Here is a 14,569-nt window from a genome sequence, read left to right on the forward strand (position 1 = left end):
TCGATCTGTCCTTTAGGGTGTTGCGGGGCCCCACATGTCGCCGCAGGCGGCCGTCACGGCTTGCGCGAGCGCGCCGCTGCGCACCAGCGCTCGCACCGCCTCGACGTCGTCGTGCACCCAGCGATCGTCGCCGAGCATCGCCGGCACCTCGGCGCGCACCCGTTCGAGCGCGGCCTGCGCGCCGCGTCCGAGCGGGAACGCCGAGTAAGCCTGCTGCGTGAGCGACAGCGCCTGCGCCGCGATCAGCACTTCCGCGCCGACCACGGCCTGCGCGTTCTCCACCACCGTGCGCGTGCGGCGCGCGGCGAAGCAGGCATTGCTGATGTGGTCTTCCTGATTGCCCTTGGCCGGCAGGCTCGTCACGCTGGCCGGCGCGCACAGGCCCATGTTCTCCAGCACGAGGCCGGTGCCCATGCTCTGCACCACGGCGAAGCCGGTGTTGATGCCGGGCTCGCGGGCGATCAGGTTGCGTGGCAGGCCGAAATTATAAGCGGGGTCGATCAACAGGTTGTTGCGGCGGTCGCAGATCGCGGAGAGGTCGGTCGTCACCAGCGCGAGCAGGTCCATCGCCTGCGCCACGTACTGGCCGTGGAAGTGCCCGCAGGACACGATGTCGTAGCGCTGGTCGGCGGCGAAGATCAGCGGGTTGTCGGTGGCGCTGTTCATTTCGGTGGTGAGGATGCCGTCGATGTAGTCGAGCGCGTCGAGCACCGGGCCGTACACCTGCGGCGAGCAGCGAAACGAGTAGACATCCTGAATACGCGGTTGCGCGGCCGCCAGCGCTTCGGCTTCGGTGGCGCCGGGCGGCGCGAATGCGCGGGCCTCGTGCGTGCAGCGCGCGCTGCCTTCCAGCAGGCGCCGCACCGCCTGCGCCACGCGGCGCTGGCCCGGATGCGGCCGCGCCAGCATCACGCGATCCTCGAAGCAGGCGCGTTCGCCGCGAATCGCTTCCAGCGACATCGCCAGCGAGATCGTCGCGCCCGACAGCAGTTGCCGCGCATCGAACGCGGCGAGCACCGCGTAGGCCAGCGACGCGGTGGAGCCGTTGATCAGCGCGGTGGCGTCCTTCGCCTCGACATCGAACGTCGGCGGCAGGCCGGCGCGCTCGAACGCGGCGCGTGCGCTCATGGTGTTGCCCTGGTAGGTGACCACCGATTGATCGAGGCCCAGCAACGCGCCGCTCATCAAGGCCAGCGGCGCGAGATCGCCGCTGGCGCCCACGCTGCCCTTGGCCGCGATCACCGGCGTGATGCCCAGGTTCAGCATCGCCACGAGCCGTTCCACCACCTCCACCCGAATGCCCGAATGGTTGCGCGCGAACGTGTTGACGCGGATCGCCATCATCGCGCGCACCGTTTCGGGCGGCATCGGCTCGCCGGTGCTGGCCGAATGCGAATGGATCAGGTTGCGCTGGAAGCGCGCGATGTCGAGCGCGCCGATGCGCTGGTTCTTCAGTGCGCCGACGCCGGTGTTGAACGCGTACATCAGCGGGGCGTCGTCGACGAGCCAGTTGTCGTGGATGAATTGCCGGGTGGCGGCGAGGTTGGCGCGGGCGGTGTCGCCGAGGGAGACGGGGGCGTTGTGGCGGGCGATGTCGACGATCTGGGTGAGCGTGAGGTCGTTGCCGGTGAGGGTGATGCGAGAGGGCTGGGACATGGGGGGCGAACTCCGTTTGTGTATTTTATCTATTATCTATAAAAAATTTGGGCGGCACAAGACGGGATGTTTGGGGCTGGTTAGGGAAGAGTGGGATCGGCGGCCAGGCCTGTTCGGCAGGCCGCCCTGGCGATCCTCATGGGCCGGCGGCGTTCAGGAATGCTTGGGCAGCCGGCAAAAATCGCGATGCGGCGAGTTCAGTTGTCGTCGGGCACGCGCCGAAACATCACGCCCAGATGGTCCATGACCGTCAGGTAATCGCCGGCCGAAATCAGTTCGTCATCGTGTTCGCTGGCCGCGTCCGCGCCGATTTCTTGAGCGAGCGCCCGAAACGGCTGGAGCGCGCGTTCGTCGCGATGCTCGCCGTCCTGGCCGAAGTAGGTGCGAATCAGCGTTTCGGCTTGCGCGAGGCGCGGAATATACGTGCGGCCACGCGCGATTTGATCGGGCGTGCCCCGGCCCAGTGTTTGCCGGTTTGCCTGCAGATCGTCGAGCCCGAGGCTCGGCCGCGCTTGATGAATGTTCGCCGTGTGAGCGAGTTCCTCGGGCGAGCGCTGATCGCCGCGCGACAGCACCGCCGAAGACGGCGGTGCTGTCGGCCCGAGGTTCAGGCTCGCGGGCGATGCATTCATGATCGCGTCGAAACTCTGAAAGACATGGTCGCGCCAGCCTGGCGCAGCCGCGCCTTCGATCAGGTGCTGCCGTGGGTCGGCGCGGGCCGGGGAGGCTGGCGCGCGCGGCAAGCCGGCACGGGGCAACGGTGCGCGCGGGGGCCGGTTGCCGCCGCCCGGCGCGCGCGGCGCCGCAGGCGGCGGGGCGTTGCGCGACAGGCTCGCCACGGCGGTATCGAGGCTTTGAAACAGGCTTGGGGCGGCAGCCAGGCGGGAATCGGTTTCGATCACGCCACGGCCCGATTCGGCGCTCGCCTGCCTGCGCCGGCGGGCCAGATCCTGCAACGGCCCGCTGACGACCTGGCTCGCCTGCGCCGTGTTCGGCGCGGCGCGGTGGTCGCGATGCCCGCGATGCCCGTTTTCAGGCTGGTGATCGTTATCGGATTGAGTGGCTGGCGTGTGGGAGCCGGTACGGCGGACGTCCATGCAATTGACCCTGATTGAGCGATACGCCGTCATCATTCCGCGTGCCGGCAGGTCTGCCGCTCACGAGTACGAAGCAGGGTGCCGGTGCGCGAAGCAGCGGTTTGGTTTCGGTTACCGACGCGTCCCGAAACCGCCCGACGCCGCCCCGCCGCCATCGTATTGCGGCATCCCGTACCGTCGGCTACATTAATCACCCAGTCTGGAAAATGGCAGGGGCGCCACCTGATCGCCAGCCGGCGTTGCACGCGGGCCGGCCCCGCGTCGCACCACAGCAGGCGGCGCGGAAACAGGAGACAACGATGGACGTGCGGCAACGCGATCACATCGAAACGGTGGTCCTGGCCACCACCGGCGAGTTACCGGCGGCCATGCGCACACACGATGCGCTGATCCAGAGTTCGTGGCGGCGCTGCGTCCATCAATACGGGCTCGATCCGGCCCGCATGCAGGAGGCGCGCATCCTGCCGCCAATCCGCCTGCGCGAACACCAGCAACGCATCGACGATTTCACGCGCATCGCCCGTCACGGCCTCGAAACCCTGCATGGCCAGGTGGCCGGCATGGGTTACGTCGTACTGCTGACCGATGCCGACGGCGTCACCGTCGATTACCTCGGCGATGCCAATGCCGATGCCGCGCTGCGGCGCGCGGGCCTGTATCTCGGCGCGGAATGGAGCGAGGACGGCGCCGGCACCTGCGCGGTGGGCACCGCGCTGGCGGCCGGGCAGGCGCTCACGGTGCATCAGGCCGATCACTTCGACGCCACCCACATTCCGCTGACCTGCACCGCCGCGCCACTGTTCGATTCGTACGGCCGGCTCACGGCGATCCTCGACATCTCCGCGCTCAGTTCGCCGCAAGCCCGGTACAGCCAGATGCTCGCGCTGCAACTGGTGCGCATGTACGCCAGCCAGATCGAGGACGCCTATTTCCTGCGCCGTCACCGCCAGGACTGGGTGCTTAAACTGAGCCCCGCGCCCGAGTTCCTCGAAGTCAGCCCCGACTACCTGATCGCGCTCGACGCCGACGGCCGGATCGCCGGCCATAACCGCCGCGCGCAACAGGCGCTCGCGGCCGGCACCGATCCGCACGATCCGCACGTGCCGCCGCTGCTCGGCCAGCGCTTCGAGGCGCTGTTCGACGCCCGGACCGAGGAACTGGGGCGCTTCGTCTATTCGCGGCCGAGCGAGCAGCGCGTGGTGCGGCTCAATCACGGCGGGCGCGCGCTCTACCTGAGCGTCATGCCGCCGGCGCCGAGCCTGCCGCCCGCGATGCGCGACGGCACGCCGCCGCCGCTGCCGGCCGAACTGGCCGCGCTGTGCGGCGGCGATGCGGCGTTGCAGCAGCAGTTGCAGCGCGCCGCGAAGCTGATCGATTCGCCGATCAATCTGCTGATCAACGGCGAGACGGGCAGCGGCAAGGAGTTTCTGGCGAAGGCGCTGCATCGCGCCAGCGCGCGCCGCCACGGCCCGTTCATCGCGGTCAATTGCGCGGCGATTCCGGACACGCTGATCGAGAGCGAACTGTTCGGACACCTGCCGAACAGCTTCTCGGGCGCCGGTTCGCGGCCCAAGCGCGGGCTGATCGAGGAAGCGAACGGCGGCACGCTGTTTCTCGACGAGATCGGCGACATGCCGCGCGAGTTGCAATCGCGCCTGCTGCGCGTGCTGTCCGAAGGCGAGGTGCTGGCGATCGGCGCGTCGCGCCCGGTGCCGGTCGATATCCGCGTGATTTCCGCGACGCATCATGCGCTCGACCGGCTGATCGGCAGCGGCCTGTTCAGAGAGGATTTGTACTACCGGCTCAACGGCGCGCGCTTCGCGCTGCCGCCGCTGCGCGAGCGCGGCGATCTGGACTGGCTGGTGCGCAAGCTGCTCGCCGTGCCGGACGGCGAGCCGGGCTACACGATGTCGGCGGCGGCGCGCGAGCGGCTGCATCGCCATCGCTGGCCGGGCAACCTGCGCGAGCTGCGCAACGCGCTCGAATATGCGCGCGCCGTGTGCGATCACCGTCATATCGAGGCGCGCGACTTGCCCGAGGGGATTGGCGACACGCATGCCGGCGAAGCCGCGTCGCGGCCATTACTTGCCGACCACGTCGATCACACCGAGGACCGTCACACGCTGCCGCCCGAAGCCGCGCTGCTGATGCAATACCTGCGCGCGGCCGGCTGGAACCTCAGCGCCGTCGCGCGGCAGATCGGCATCAGCCGCATGACGCTGTACCGCCGCATGGCGCGCTACGGCATCCAGTCGCCGAACCGCACCGATACCGGCGCGCGCGACACGCACTGAGCGCACCGATACGCCTGTCCCACCTGATGCACCTGCCGCTGTGACACCTGTCACGGCGGCGGGCCGCCGCCTCGTATTTCCCGCCCGGTTTGCCGGGGTATTCCCCTAAATTTCTCGCGTTTTTTCATGCCTGCGGGCCGATGCGGCACTGGCATGGCAGTTGCGTTATCGCTGCTGTCAGAACAAGCACATCGGAGACAGGCATGCACGAACCCGTTCCGGTTCGTTCCCCCGGGTCGGCATCATCGCCAACCCGGTGTCGGCGCGCGACATTCGCCGCGTCATCGCCAACGCGAACAGCCTGCAACTGGCGGACCGCGCGAACATCGTGCTGCGCCTGCTGGCCGGGCTGGCCGGCGGCGGTATCGAGCGCGTGCTGATGATGCCGGACCGCGAGGGGCTGCGCGTCATGCTGCAACGCCATCTGGCTCGCGCGCAGGCGTCGGGCGCGGCGATGGCGGAGATCGACTACCTCGACATGCCGGTGGCCGGCAGCGTGGACGACACGCTGCTCGCCGCGCGGCGCATGCGCGAGGCGGGCGTGGCGGCGATCGTTGTGCTCGGCGGCGACGGCACCCATCGCGCCGTGGTGCGCGAATGCGGCGAGGTGCCGATCGTCGGCCTGTCCACCGGCACCAACAACGCGTTCCCCGAGATGCGCGAATCCACCATCACCGGGCTGGCCACCGGCCTGTTCGCGACGGGGCGCATTCCCGCCTCGCGCGCGCTGGCGAGCAACAAGTGCCTCGACGTGACGATTCGGGAGCCGGGCGGGGCGTGGCGGCGCGACCTCGCGCTGGTGGACGCCGTGATCTCGCGCGAGCGCTATATCGGCGCGCGCGCCGTGTGGAAGGCCGACACGTTGAGCGCGGTGTACGTGTCGTACGCGAGCCCGCAGGCGATCGGCCTGTCCGCCATCGGCGGCCTGCTCGAACCGATCGGCCGCGACGAGCGCGGCGGCCTGGCCATCGAGCTGGGCCAGCCCGGGCGCTGCGCGTTCGAGCTGCTTGCGCCGATCGCGCCGGGGCTGCTGGAGCCGGTGCCGATCGCGGCGTGGCATCGCATCGCGCACGGCGTGCCGCATCGCGTGCGGCAGCGCGCGGGCGTGGTCGCGCTCGACGGCGAACGCGAGCTGGCCTTCGATTCGCATGACGAAGTGTTCGTCACCCTGAAGGAAAACGCCTTCAGCAGCATCGACGTGGCCGCCTGCATGCGTCACGCGGCGCTCGCGCAGGTGATGCGCGGCGGCGCGGGCGCATGCCCGCCCGCATCCGGGTTCCGCACCCACCCCACCCCCACCTGAAACAAGGAGACAAGCATGGCAACAGACATCGCAGCAGGCCCGGGCCGGCTGCCGCTCGACCAGGCGGCGCTGCTTTCGGTCTATCGCAGGATGCGCACGATCCGCGAGTTCGAGGAACGGCTGCACGTCGATTTCGGACGCGGCGACATTCCCGGCTTCGTGCACCTGTACGCAGGCGAGGAGGCGACCGGCGTCGGCATCCTGCATCACCTCGGCGACGGCGACCGGATCGCGAGCACGCACCGCGGGCACGGCCACTGCATCGCGAAGGGCGTCGATCCGGTCGCGATGATGAAGGAGATCTACGGGCGCAAGGGCGGCTCGTGCAACGGCAAGGGCGGCTCGATGCATATCGCCGATCTGTCTAAGGGGATGATGGGCGCCAACGGCATTCTGGGCGCGGGCGCACCGCTGATTTGCGGCGCGGCGCTGGCGGCGAAGTTTCGTGGCAAGGGCGAGATCGGCATCACGTTCTGCGGCGATGGCGCGTCGAACCAGGGCACTTTCCTCGAAAGCCTGAACCTCGCGGCGGTCTGGAATTTGCCGGTGATCTTCGTGATCGAGAACAACGGCTACGCCGAGGCTACCGCGCGCGAATACGGCACCGCCGTGGATAGTTACGTCGACCGCGCGGCCGGCTTCGGCATCCCGGGCGTGACGGTGGACGGCACCGATTTCTTCGCCGTGCACGAGGCGGCCGGCGAGGTGATCCGGCGTGCGCGCGAAGGCGGCGGGCCGTCGCTGCTCGAATGCAAGACGGTGCGCTTCTACGGCCACTTCGAGGGCGATGCGCAAACCTACCGCGCGCCCGGCGAACTCGACGACATCCGCAGCAACAAGGATTGCATCAAGAAGTTCGTGCAGACGGTCACGCGCGCCGAGGTGATTGCGCGCGACGCGCTGGCGGCGATCGATCGCGAGGTGGCCGAGCTGATCGAGCGCTCGGTGGTGGAGGCCAAGGCCGCGCCGCTGCCCGGCCCGGAGGATCTGCTCGCGGATGTCTATGTCCGTTATTGACCCCGCCGCTTATCGACCGATGCGACCAAGGCAACCGATGCGATCAAACAATCAGGAGACGTGAATATGGCCCGCAAATTGAGCATGAAGCTGGCGATCAACGAAGCGATCGACCAGGAAATGACCCGCGACCCCACCGTGATCATGCTGGGCGAGGATATCGTCGGCGGCTCCGGCGCCAACGGCGAGAAGGATGCCTGGGGCGGCGTGCTGGGCGTGACGAAGGGCCTGTATGCCAAGCACGGCGACCGGCTGCTCGACACGCCGCTGTCCGAATCGGCCTACGTGGGCGCGGCGATCGGCGCGGCCGCGTGCGGCATGCGGCCGATCGCCGAGCTGATGTTCATCGACTTCATGGGCGTGTGCTTCGACCAGATCTACAACCAGGCCGCGAAGTTCCGCTACATGTTCGGCGGCAAGGCCGAAACGCCGGTGGTGATCCGCGCGATGGTGGGCGCGGGGTTCCGCGCGGCGGCCCAGCACAGCCAGATGCTCACGCCGTTGTTTACGCACATCCCCGGCCTCAAGGTGGTGTGCCCGTCCACGCCTTACGACACCAAGGGGCTGCTGATCCAGTCGATCCGCGACAACGATCCGGTGATCTTCTGCGAGCACAAGAACCTGTACGGCTTCGAAGGCGAGGTGCCGGAGGCGTCGTACACGATCCCGTTCGGCGAGGCGAACATCGTGCGCGACGGCAAGCACGTGTCGATCGTCACCTACGGCCTGATGGTGCACCGCGCGTTGGAGGCCGCGGCAACCTTGGCCAAGGAAGGCATCGAGGCCGAGATCGTCGACCTGCGCACGCTGTCGCCGCTCGATATCGATACGGTGCTCGAAACGGTCGAGCACACCGGCCGCCTGGTGGTGGTGGACGAGGCCAGCCCGCGCTGCAACATCGCCACCGACATTTCCGCGCAGGTCGCGCAGCGCGCGTTCGGCGCGCTGAAGGCGGGCATCGAGATGGTCTGCCCGCCGCACACGCCGGTGCCGTTCTCGCCGACGCTGGAAGACCTGTATATCCCGAGCGCCGCGCAGATCGCCGACGCCGCGCGACGCACCATGAACGGAGGGACGCACTGATGGCCGCCATTACCCCGGTCGTGATGCCCAAGTGGGGGCTGGAGATGCGCGAGGGCACGGTGCAGGACTGGCTGGTGCGCGAAGGCGAGCGCATCGAGGTCGGCACCGCGCTGGTCGACGTGGAAACCGACAAGATCTCGAACGCCGTGGAAGCGCCGGATGCGGGGCTGTTGCGCCGCATCGTCGCGCAAAGCGGCGAGACGCTGCCGGTCAAGGCGCTGCTCGGCGTGCTGGCCGAGCTGGAAGTCGGCGACGCCGAGATCGACGCCTATGTCGCCGCGTTCGAGGTGCCGGCCGCCGGCGCCGACGACGAGGACGCCGGCCCGGCGTTCGATTTCGTCGAGGTGGACGGCATTCGCGTGCGCTACGCGCGGCGCGGGCCGGAAGCGGGCACGCCGGTGCTGTTCATCCACGGCTTCGGCGGCGACCTGAACAACTGGCTGTTCAACCTCGACGCGCTGGCCGAGCGGCACCCGGTGATCGCGCTCGACCTGCCGGCGCACGGGCAATCCACCGTGAAGCTGGCCGGCGCCACGCTGGAGGCGCAGGCCGCGTTCGTCGGCCGCTTCATGGAGGCGGTCGGCGTGCCGTCGGCGCATCTGGTCGGCCACTCGATGGGCGGCGGGATCGCCGCGCAACTGGCCGTGGCCGAGCCGCAGAAGGTGGCGTCGCTGGCGCTGATCGACAGCGCGGGCTTCGGCGAGGAGGTCAATGCCGATTACACCGGAGGCTTCGTGAAGGCCGATTCGCGCCGCGATCTGAAGCCGGTGGCCGAGCTGCTGTTCGCCGACACCGCGCTGGTCAGCCGCCAGATGCTCGACGATCTGCTCAAGTACAAGCGCCTCGACGGCGTGACCGAGGCGCTCGACGCGCTCGGCAGCCAGTTGTTCGCGGGCGGCCGGCAGCGCGAGTTGCCGGGCCGGGACCTCGGCGGCTTCGGCAAGCCGGTGCTGGTGGTGTGGGGCCGCGAGGATCGGGTGATCCCGAGCGGCCACGCCCAGGCCGCGCCGAAGGGCGCGAAGGTGGCGCTGCTCGACGGCGCGGGCCACATGCCGCAGATGGAAAAGGCCAACGACGTCAACGCGCTGCTGCGCGAGCACCTGGGCCGTTGACGCTGTGGGCGCGGCCGTTCCCGCCGCGCCCGCTGGGACTCATTCGAAACACCTGAAGGAATGCGAACGATGAAAGCAGCACGTTTTTACGACCGAGGCGACATCCGCATCGAAGACATCCCCGAGCCGGTGGTCGCGCCGGGCACCGTCGGCATCGACGTGGCGTGGTGCGGCATTTGCGGCACCGATCTGCACGAGTTCATGGAAGGGCCGATCTTCATCCCGCCGTGCGGGCACCCGCATCCGATCTCCGGCGAAGCCGCGCCCGTCACGCTCGGCCACGAGTTTTCGGGCGTGGTGTATGCGGTGGGCGAGGGCGTGACCGATCTCGCGATCGGCCAGCATGTGGTGGTGGAGCCGTACATCGTGGCCGACGACGTGCCGACCGGGCCGGGCGACAAGTATCACCTGTCGCCGAACATGAACTTCATCGGCCTCGGCGGCCGGGGCGGTGGCCTGTCCGAAAAGATCGCCGTCAAGCGCCGCTGGGTGCATCCGATCTCGAACGCGATTCCGCTCGACCAGGCGGCGCTGATCGAGCCGCTGTCGGTGGGCCATCATGCGTTCACGCGCAGCGGCGCGAAGGCCGGCGACGTGGCGCTGGTCGGCGGCGTCGGCCCGATCGGCCTGCTGCTGTCGGCGATCCTGAAGGCGTCGGGGCTGACCGTCATCGTCACGGAACTGAGTGCGGCGCGCAAGGCGAAGGCGCGCGAATCGGGCGTGGCCGATCACATCCTCGACCCGAGCGAGGTGGACGTGGTGGCCGAGGTGATGAAGCTCACGAGCGGCAAGGGCGTGGATGTGGCGTTCGAATGTTCGAGCGTCAACAAGGTGCTGGACACGCTGGTGGCGGCCTGCTCGGCGAGTGCGGTGGTGGTGATCGTGTCGATCTGGAGCCATCCGGCGACGATCAACGTGCACAGCGTGGTCATGAAGGAGCTGGACGTGCGCGGCACGATTGCGTATTGCAACGACCATCAGGCCACGATCCGGCTGGTCGAGGAGGGCAGGATCGATCTCGCGCCGTTCATCACCCAGCGCATTCAACTGGACGACCTGGTTTCGCAGGGCTTCGACACGCTGATCCACAACAACGAGTCGGCCGTGAAGATCGTCGTCCAGCCGAGGCTGACATGAACCGGGGCGGCGCGATCGGAGCGTGGCCGACCGATGCCGTTTGAGTGGATAGAACTCGATGCGGGCGCAACCGACCCGCTCGCGGCCGAGGCGGCGTTGCTGCCGCGGGCCGAGGCGGGCGGTTGCGTCGCGCATATGTGGCAGGCGCCGCCTTCGCTGGTGGTGCCGCGCAGCTACCGGCGCTTCGCTGCGCTGGAACGTGCGCGCGCCGAGTTCGCCGCGCGCGGCTGCCCGGTGCATCTGCGCCTGTCCGGCGGCGGGCTTGTGCCGCAGGGGCCGGGCATTCTCAACCTGAGCCTGGCCTACCCGGTGCGCGGCACGGTGGGCGCGCTGTCCGAGGCGGTGTACCGGCACCTGTGCGGCATCCTGCGCGATGCGCTGGGCACGTTCGGGCTGCACACGCACTGGCAGGCCGTGGACGGTTCGTTTTGCGACGGCCGCTTCAACCTCGCCTGGGGGCCGCCCGATGATGCGCGCAAGATCGCGGGCACCGCGCAATACTGGCGTGGCGTGAAATCGCTTGGTGGTACTGACGCGCCGCTGTATGCCGTGCTGGCGCACGCGGTGCTGCTGGTCGACGCCGATCCCGACGAGATCAACGCGCGCGCCAATGCGTTCGAGCGCGCGATCGACAGCGGACGGCGCTACGATGCGCGACGCGTGGTGAGCGTGCGGCAGGCGCTGAACGCGGCGGGTACACCGCCGCGCGGCCGGCTGATGGCGGACGTGATGTCGGCGCTGCGCACGCGGGTGATGGCCGCGCCGCCGCCCGCCGATGAGGATGACTGAACGAAACGTAGTCGTCCGGAAACGCTATCCCGCCATCAAGCGCTCACCCACACATCCGCCAGATTCCCTTCCAGCCCTTGCGCGGACACCGTGTGATCGTGCACGCGCCGGTTCGCGAGCGTGGCCATGCGCGGCGCGACCAGGTTCAGGATTGGCAGGTCGCGATAGACGATCTGCTGGAATTGCCGGAACAATGCCGTGCGCTTCGCGTCGTCGGTTTCCACCGAGGCCGTTTCGAGCAGCGTATCCACTTGCGGATTGCTGTAATGCGGCGCGTTCGAGAACGGCACGCCGGGCCGGAAGTTCTTCGACCAGTACAGCCGCTGCACGCCCACGCTCGGATCGAACAGCGTGTTCACGCCGATGCTCGTGAAATCGAACTGCCGGTCCGCATAGACGCGCTTCAGGAACGACGGCAGATCCTGCGCGCGCACCGTCACCTCGATGCCGATCCGTGCGAGCGCCGATTTCACGTACTCGGCCTGCCGCCGGTGCGTATCGCCGTACGGCAGATAGTCGTGCGTGAGCGCGAAGCGCGCGCCGCCGTTCTTGCGCGGATGGCCGGCCGCATCGAGCAGTTGCTCGGCGAGCGCGAGATCGAACGCGTACGGCTTGAGCGTGGCGTCGTGATACGGCGAGGCCGGCGTGATCGGCGTGGGGGAAACATCGGCGTAACCGTAGGCGATCGTCTTCTGCACGATCTCCGGGTTGATCGCGTGCGCGATCGCCTGACGCACGCGCAGGTCCTTGAGGATCGGATGATCGAGGTTGAAATCGATCTCGCCCTGCGGCTGCAGGAACCGGTAGCCGCGCGTTTCGAGCGTCAGTTGCGGCAACTGGATCAGGCGCGGCAGGTCCGACAGCGGCACCGGGTTCTCGCCGCCCAGGTCCAGCGAACCCGTCTCGAACGCCGCCGAGCGCGCGGCCGCGTCGGGGATCACCTTGAACACCAGCGAATCGATATACGGCTTGCCCGCATCCCAGTAGTCGGGGTTGCGTTCGTAGACGATGTTCGCGCCGCGCGTCCACGATTTGAAGCGGAACGGCCCGGTGCCGATCGGCGCGTTGTTGTGCGGATTGGTCAGCGGGTCGCCCGAGGCGTACAGGTGCTTCGGCACGATCGGCGATTCGCCGGCCGACAGCGCCTTGATCAGATACGGCGCGGGCTTCGACAGGTCGATCACGGCCGTCAGCGGGTCGGGCGTCGAGACGCGCACCACGTTCGCGAACGTGCTCTTGCCGCGCGGGTGGATCGATTTCAGCAGCTCGATCGAGAACGCCACGTCGGCCGACGTGAACGGCTGGCCGTCGTGCCATTTGACGTTGCGGCGCAGCGTGAACGTGTACTTGAGCCCGTCCGGCGACACGTTCCAGGCGGTCGCGAGTTGCGGGCGCGGATGCAGGTCGAAGTCGTAGGCGAGCAGCCCCTCGATCACCTTCGAGCTGGCGACGAGCGCGGGGCCGGTGGTCTGGAAGATCGACACGAGCACCGGCGGCTCGGGGTTGATCAGCATGTTCAGCGTGCCGCCGCGTTGCCGGGTCGCGGGCGTGCCCTGCGCGAAGGCCGGCGCGGCCATGCCGGCGGAGGCGAGCGTCGCGCCCGTGGAAATCAGGAAATTGCGTCGGTTCAAGCGCGTCATCGGGTGCCGGTCCTTGTCAAACCACTGTGTCTGCGCCCGGCACGCCGAGCGCGGCGGGCTGGCTCGGCGTGCACGATAGAGTGAAACGAACGGATCGGGAAACGACGAATTCGTATATCGAAACGTAGTGCGGGAATAACGGCGGAGGGCGGCGGTATGATCGGCATGCTTCGTCGTCATCCACGAACCGGCCCATTCCACGCTCATGCATTCTCCCGCTTCATCCCATCCGATGCCTTCCTTCCCCGCGGTTTGCGGCTCGCTTGCGCAGGCCTTTGTCGACGATCCGTTTTATCGCGCGGTGACGGTGGCATTCGAGGCCGACGCCGCGCGCCGGCAGCAGGCGCTGGCCCGGTATTTCGCGCTGGCGATCGAGGAAGGGCGTGCGGTCGGCGAGATTCAACTGTCGGGAGACGATGGCGCGGCCATCTGGATGACGAACGAAGCAAGCGGCGCCGATGTCGCGCTGCACGGCGCGGCGAGGAACCGCGCGCTCGCGGCGCTGCTCGGGCCGGACGGCCATGGCAACTACGCGCGGATTTGCGAGGCGATGGCGGCGCGCGTGCCGGCACATCTGGCGAACACCTGGTATTTGTCGATTCTCGGCGTGCGGCCCGACGCGCGGGGCCGCGGGCTTGCGCAGGCCATGCTCGAACCGACGCTGGCCCGTGCGGATCGGCTCGGGGAAACCTGCTTTCTGGAGACGTTCAATCCGTTGAGCATTCCGTTCTACGAACGGCTTGGCTTCGCGCACGAGGCCGATTGCTTCGAGGCCGTGACGGGGCGGTCTTATTGGATATTGTCTCGCCGGGCATCACCGCATCCCGCTCACTTCGGCAACAACCCGCAGGCGCGATAACTGTCGATCAACGTATCGAACAATGCGATATCCGCACGGCCGCGCGCCATCAATTGCGCGCCGGAAACCGCGGCAAAGATCGCGCGCGCGCGCGCCTTGGCCTCCTTCGGCCCGGCGAGTTTCGCGGCCAGCAAGGTCTTGCGCAGCCATTCGATATTGACGTCGGCGAAGGCCTGCACTTCGTGCCGCACGATCTCGGGCAGATCGTCGTGCTCGGCGCTCATGAAGCTCGCCATGCACATCCGGTTGCCGTTCTCCAGCGAGGGGCGAAACGTCACGGCCGGATAGCGGCGCAGGCATTCAGCGGGATCGTTGATCTCGGCCGACAGGTCGTCGAGGATCGCGGCCGCGCCTTCCCAGTAGCGCTTCGCCACCGCCGCCGCCAGGTCGGCCTTGCTCGGAAAATGGTGATAGAGGCTCGCTGCCTTGATCCCGACATCCTCCGCCAGCAGGCGCACGTTCAATCCGCCGTAGCCATGCGCCTGCGCGATCCGCGTGGCCGCCGCCAGGATCCTGTCGCTGGAGTTCTGGCCCGTCTGGTCCTTCATCGCTTGCCCCGAAAATAGTGTTGACGAGCCGAAG

At 68.3% G+C, this 14,569-nt stretch carries 12 protein-coding genes; 8 read left to right on the plus strand and 4 right to left on the minus strand.

Going from position 1 to position 14,569, the window contains the following annotated elements; genetic code table 11:
- Nucleotides 1-12 precede the first annotated feature (12 nt).
- Together AB4851_RS10610 and AB4851_RS10615 are read right to left on the minus strand one after the other, a co-directional pair.
- Nucleotides 13-1,656 (minus strand): HAL/PAL/TAL family ammonia-lyase, encoded by a 1,644-nt coding sequence (locus tag AB4851_RS10610; RefSeq protein ID WP_414447154.1) that lies wholly within the window; start codon nucleotides 1,654-1,656, stop codon nucleotides 13-15.
- 197 nt (nucleotides 1,657-1,853) lie between these two features.
- Nucleotides 1,854-2,753: a hypothetical protein gene (locus AB4851_RS10615; RefSeq protein ID WP_414447155.1), complete on the minus strand. Its 900-nt coding sequence runs from the start codon at nucleotides 2,751-2,753 to the stop codon at nucleotides 1,854-1,856.
- A 299-nt stretch (nucleotides 2,754-3,052) separates the two neighbouring features.
- Here AB4851_RS10615 and AB4851_RS10620 point away from each other — a divergent pair, with 299 nt between their 5' ends.
- The 7 genes from AB4851_RS10620 (at nucleotide 3,053) to AB4851_RS10650 (ending at nucleotide 11,488) form a co-directional block, all read left to right on the plus strand.
- Nucleotides 3,053-5,047, plus strand: a complete 1,995-nt coding sequence (locus AB4851_RS10620) for a sigma-54-dependent Fis family transcriptional regulator (RefSeq protein ID WP_414447156.1) — start codon at nucleotides 3,053-3,055, stop codon at nucleotides 5,045-5,047.
- Between the two features lie 256 nt (nucleotides 5,048-5,303).
- Nucleotides 5,304-6,350: an ATP-NAD kinase family protein gene (locus AB4851_RS10625; RefSeq protein WP_414447157.1), complete on the plus strand. Its 1,047-nt coding sequence runs from the start codon at nucleotides 5,304-5,306 to the stop codon at nucleotides 6,348-6,350.
- 15 nt (nucleotides 6,351-6,365) lie between these two features.
- The gene (locus AB4851_RS10630) at nucleotides 6,366-7,367 is read left to right on the plus strand and encodes a thiamine pyrophosphate-dependent dehydrogenase E1 component subunit alpha (RefSeq protein ID WP_414447158.1); all 1,002 of its coding nucleotides are present in this window, start codon (nucleotides 6,366-6,368) and stop codon (nucleotides 7,365-7,367) included.
- Nucleotides 7,368-7,433: 66 nt separating this feature from the next.
- Entirely contained in the window at nucleotides 7,434-8,450 is a 1,017-nt protein-coding gene (locus tag AB4851_RS10635; protein WP_414447159.1) for an alpha-ketoacid dehydrogenase subunit beta, read from the plus strand.
- On the plus strand, nucleotides 8,450-9,562 hold the full coding sequence (locus AB4851_RS10640) for an acetoin dehydrogenase dihydrolipoyllysine-residue acetyltransferase subunit (protein WP_414447160.1): 1,113 nt from the start codon (nucleotides 8,450-8,452) through the stop codon (nucleotides 9,560-9,562). The genes AB4851_RS10635 and AB4851_RS10640 overlap by 1 nt, the downstream gene beginning before the upstream one ends.
- 69 nt (nucleotides 9,563-9,631) lie before the next feature.
- Nucleotides 9,632-10,699 carry a 2,3-butanediol dehydrogenase gene (locus AB4851_RS10645; RefSeq protein ID WP_414447161.1) on the plus strand — a complete coding sequence of 356 codons (1,068 nt, stop codon included), beginning with the start codon at nucleotides 9,632-9,634 and terminating at the stop codon, nucleotides 10,697-10,699.
- Nucleotides 10,700-10,732: 33 nt separating this feature from the next.
- Nucleotides 10,733-11,488 (plus strand): lipoate--protein ligase family protein, encoded by a 756-nt coding sequence (locus AB4851_RS10650; protein WP_414447162.1) that lies wholly within the window; start codon nucleotides 10,733-10,735, stop codon nucleotides 11,486-11,488.
- 35 nt (nucleotides 11,489-11,523) lie between these two features.
- Here AB4851_RS10650 and AB4851_RS10655 read toward each other — a convergent pair whose 3' ends face one another.
- Nucleotides 11,524-13,128 carry an ABC transporter substrate-binding protein gene (locus AB4851_RS10655; protein WP_414447163.1) on the minus strand — a complete coding sequence of 535 codons (1,605 nt, stop codon included), beginning with the start codon at nucleotides 13,126-13,128 and terminating at the stop codon, nucleotides 11,524-11,526.
- Between the two features lie 232 nt (nucleotides 13,129-13,360).
- Here AB4851_RS10655 and AB4851_RS10660 point away from each other — a divergent pair, with 232 nt between their 5' ends.
- Nucleotides 13,361-13,987: a GNAT family N-acetyltransferase gene (locus tag AB4851_RS10660; protein WP_414447164.1), complete on the plus strand. Its 627-nt coding sequence runs from the start codon at nucleotides 13,361-13,363 to the stop codon at nucleotides 13,985-13,987.
- Here the strand turns inward: AB4851_RS10660 and AB4851_RS10665 are convergent.
- Nucleotides 13,957-14,535, minus strand: coding sequence for a TetR/AcrR family transcriptional regulator (locus AB4851_RS10665; RefSeq protein WP_414447165.1), 579 nt, complete (start codon nucleotides 14,533-14,535; stop codon nucleotides 13,957-13,959). The genes AB4851_RS10660 and AB4851_RS10665 overlap by 31 nt on opposite strands.
- Between the last annotated feature and the right edge of the window lie 34 nt (nucleotides 14,536-14,569).

The sequence above is a fragment of the Burkholderia sp. 22PA0099 genome (genome assembly GCF_047497165.1).
Classification (GTDB): Bacteria; Pseudomonadota; Gammaproteobacteria; order Burkholderiales; family Burkholderiaceae; genus Burkholderia.

What these genes read in the sequence shown, in the direction of transcription:
- AB4851_RS10610 (WP_414447154.1), bottom strand. Translation starts at nt 1,656, where the DNA reads ATGTCCCAGCCCTCTCGCATCACCCTCACCGGCAACGACCTCACGCTC.
- AB4851_RS10615 (WP_414447155.1), bottom strand. Translation starts at nt 2,753, where the DNA reads ATGGACGTCCGCCGTACCGGCTCCCACACGCCAGCCACTCAATCCGAT.
- AB4851_RS10620 (WP_414447156.1), top strand. Translation starts at nt 3,053, where the DNA reads ATGGACGTGCGGCAACGCGATCACATCGAAACGGTGGTCCTGGCCACC.
- AB4851_RS10630 (WP_414447158.1), top strand. Translation starts at nt 6,366, where the DNA reads ATGGCAACAGACATCGCAGCAGGCCCGGGCCGGCTGCCGCTCGACCAG.
- AB4851_RS10635 (WP_414447159.1), top strand. Translation starts at nt 7,434, where the DNA reads ATGGCCCGCAAATTGAGCATGAAGCTGGCGATCAACGAAGCGATCGAC.
- AB4851_RS10640 (WP_414447160.1), top strand. Translation starts at nt 8,450, where the DNA reads ATGGCCGCCATTACCCCGGTCGTGATGCCCAAGTGGGGGCTGGAGATG.
- AB4851_RS10645 (WP_414447161.1), top strand. Translation starts at nt 9,632, where the DNA reads ATGAAAGCAGCACGTTTTTACGACCGAGGCGACATCCGCATCGAAGAC.
- AB4851_RS10650 (WP_414447162.1), top strand. Translation starts at nt 10,733, where the DNA reads ATGCCGTTTGAGTGGATAGAACTCGATGCGGGCGCAACCGACCCGCTC.
- AB4851_RS10655 (WP_414447163.1), bottom strand. Translation starts at nt 13,128, where the DNA reads ATGACGCGCTTGAACCGACGCAATTTCCTGATTTCCACGGGCGCGACG.
- AB4851_RS10660 (WP_414447164.1), top strand. Translation starts at nt 13,361, where the DNA reads ATGCCTTCCTTCCCCGCGGTTTGCGGCTCGCTTGCGCAGGCCTTTGTC.
- AB4851_RS10665 (WP_414447165.1), bottom strand. Translation starts at nt 14,535, where the DNA reads ATGAAGGACCAGACGGGCCAGAACTCCAGCGACAGGATCCTGGCGGCG.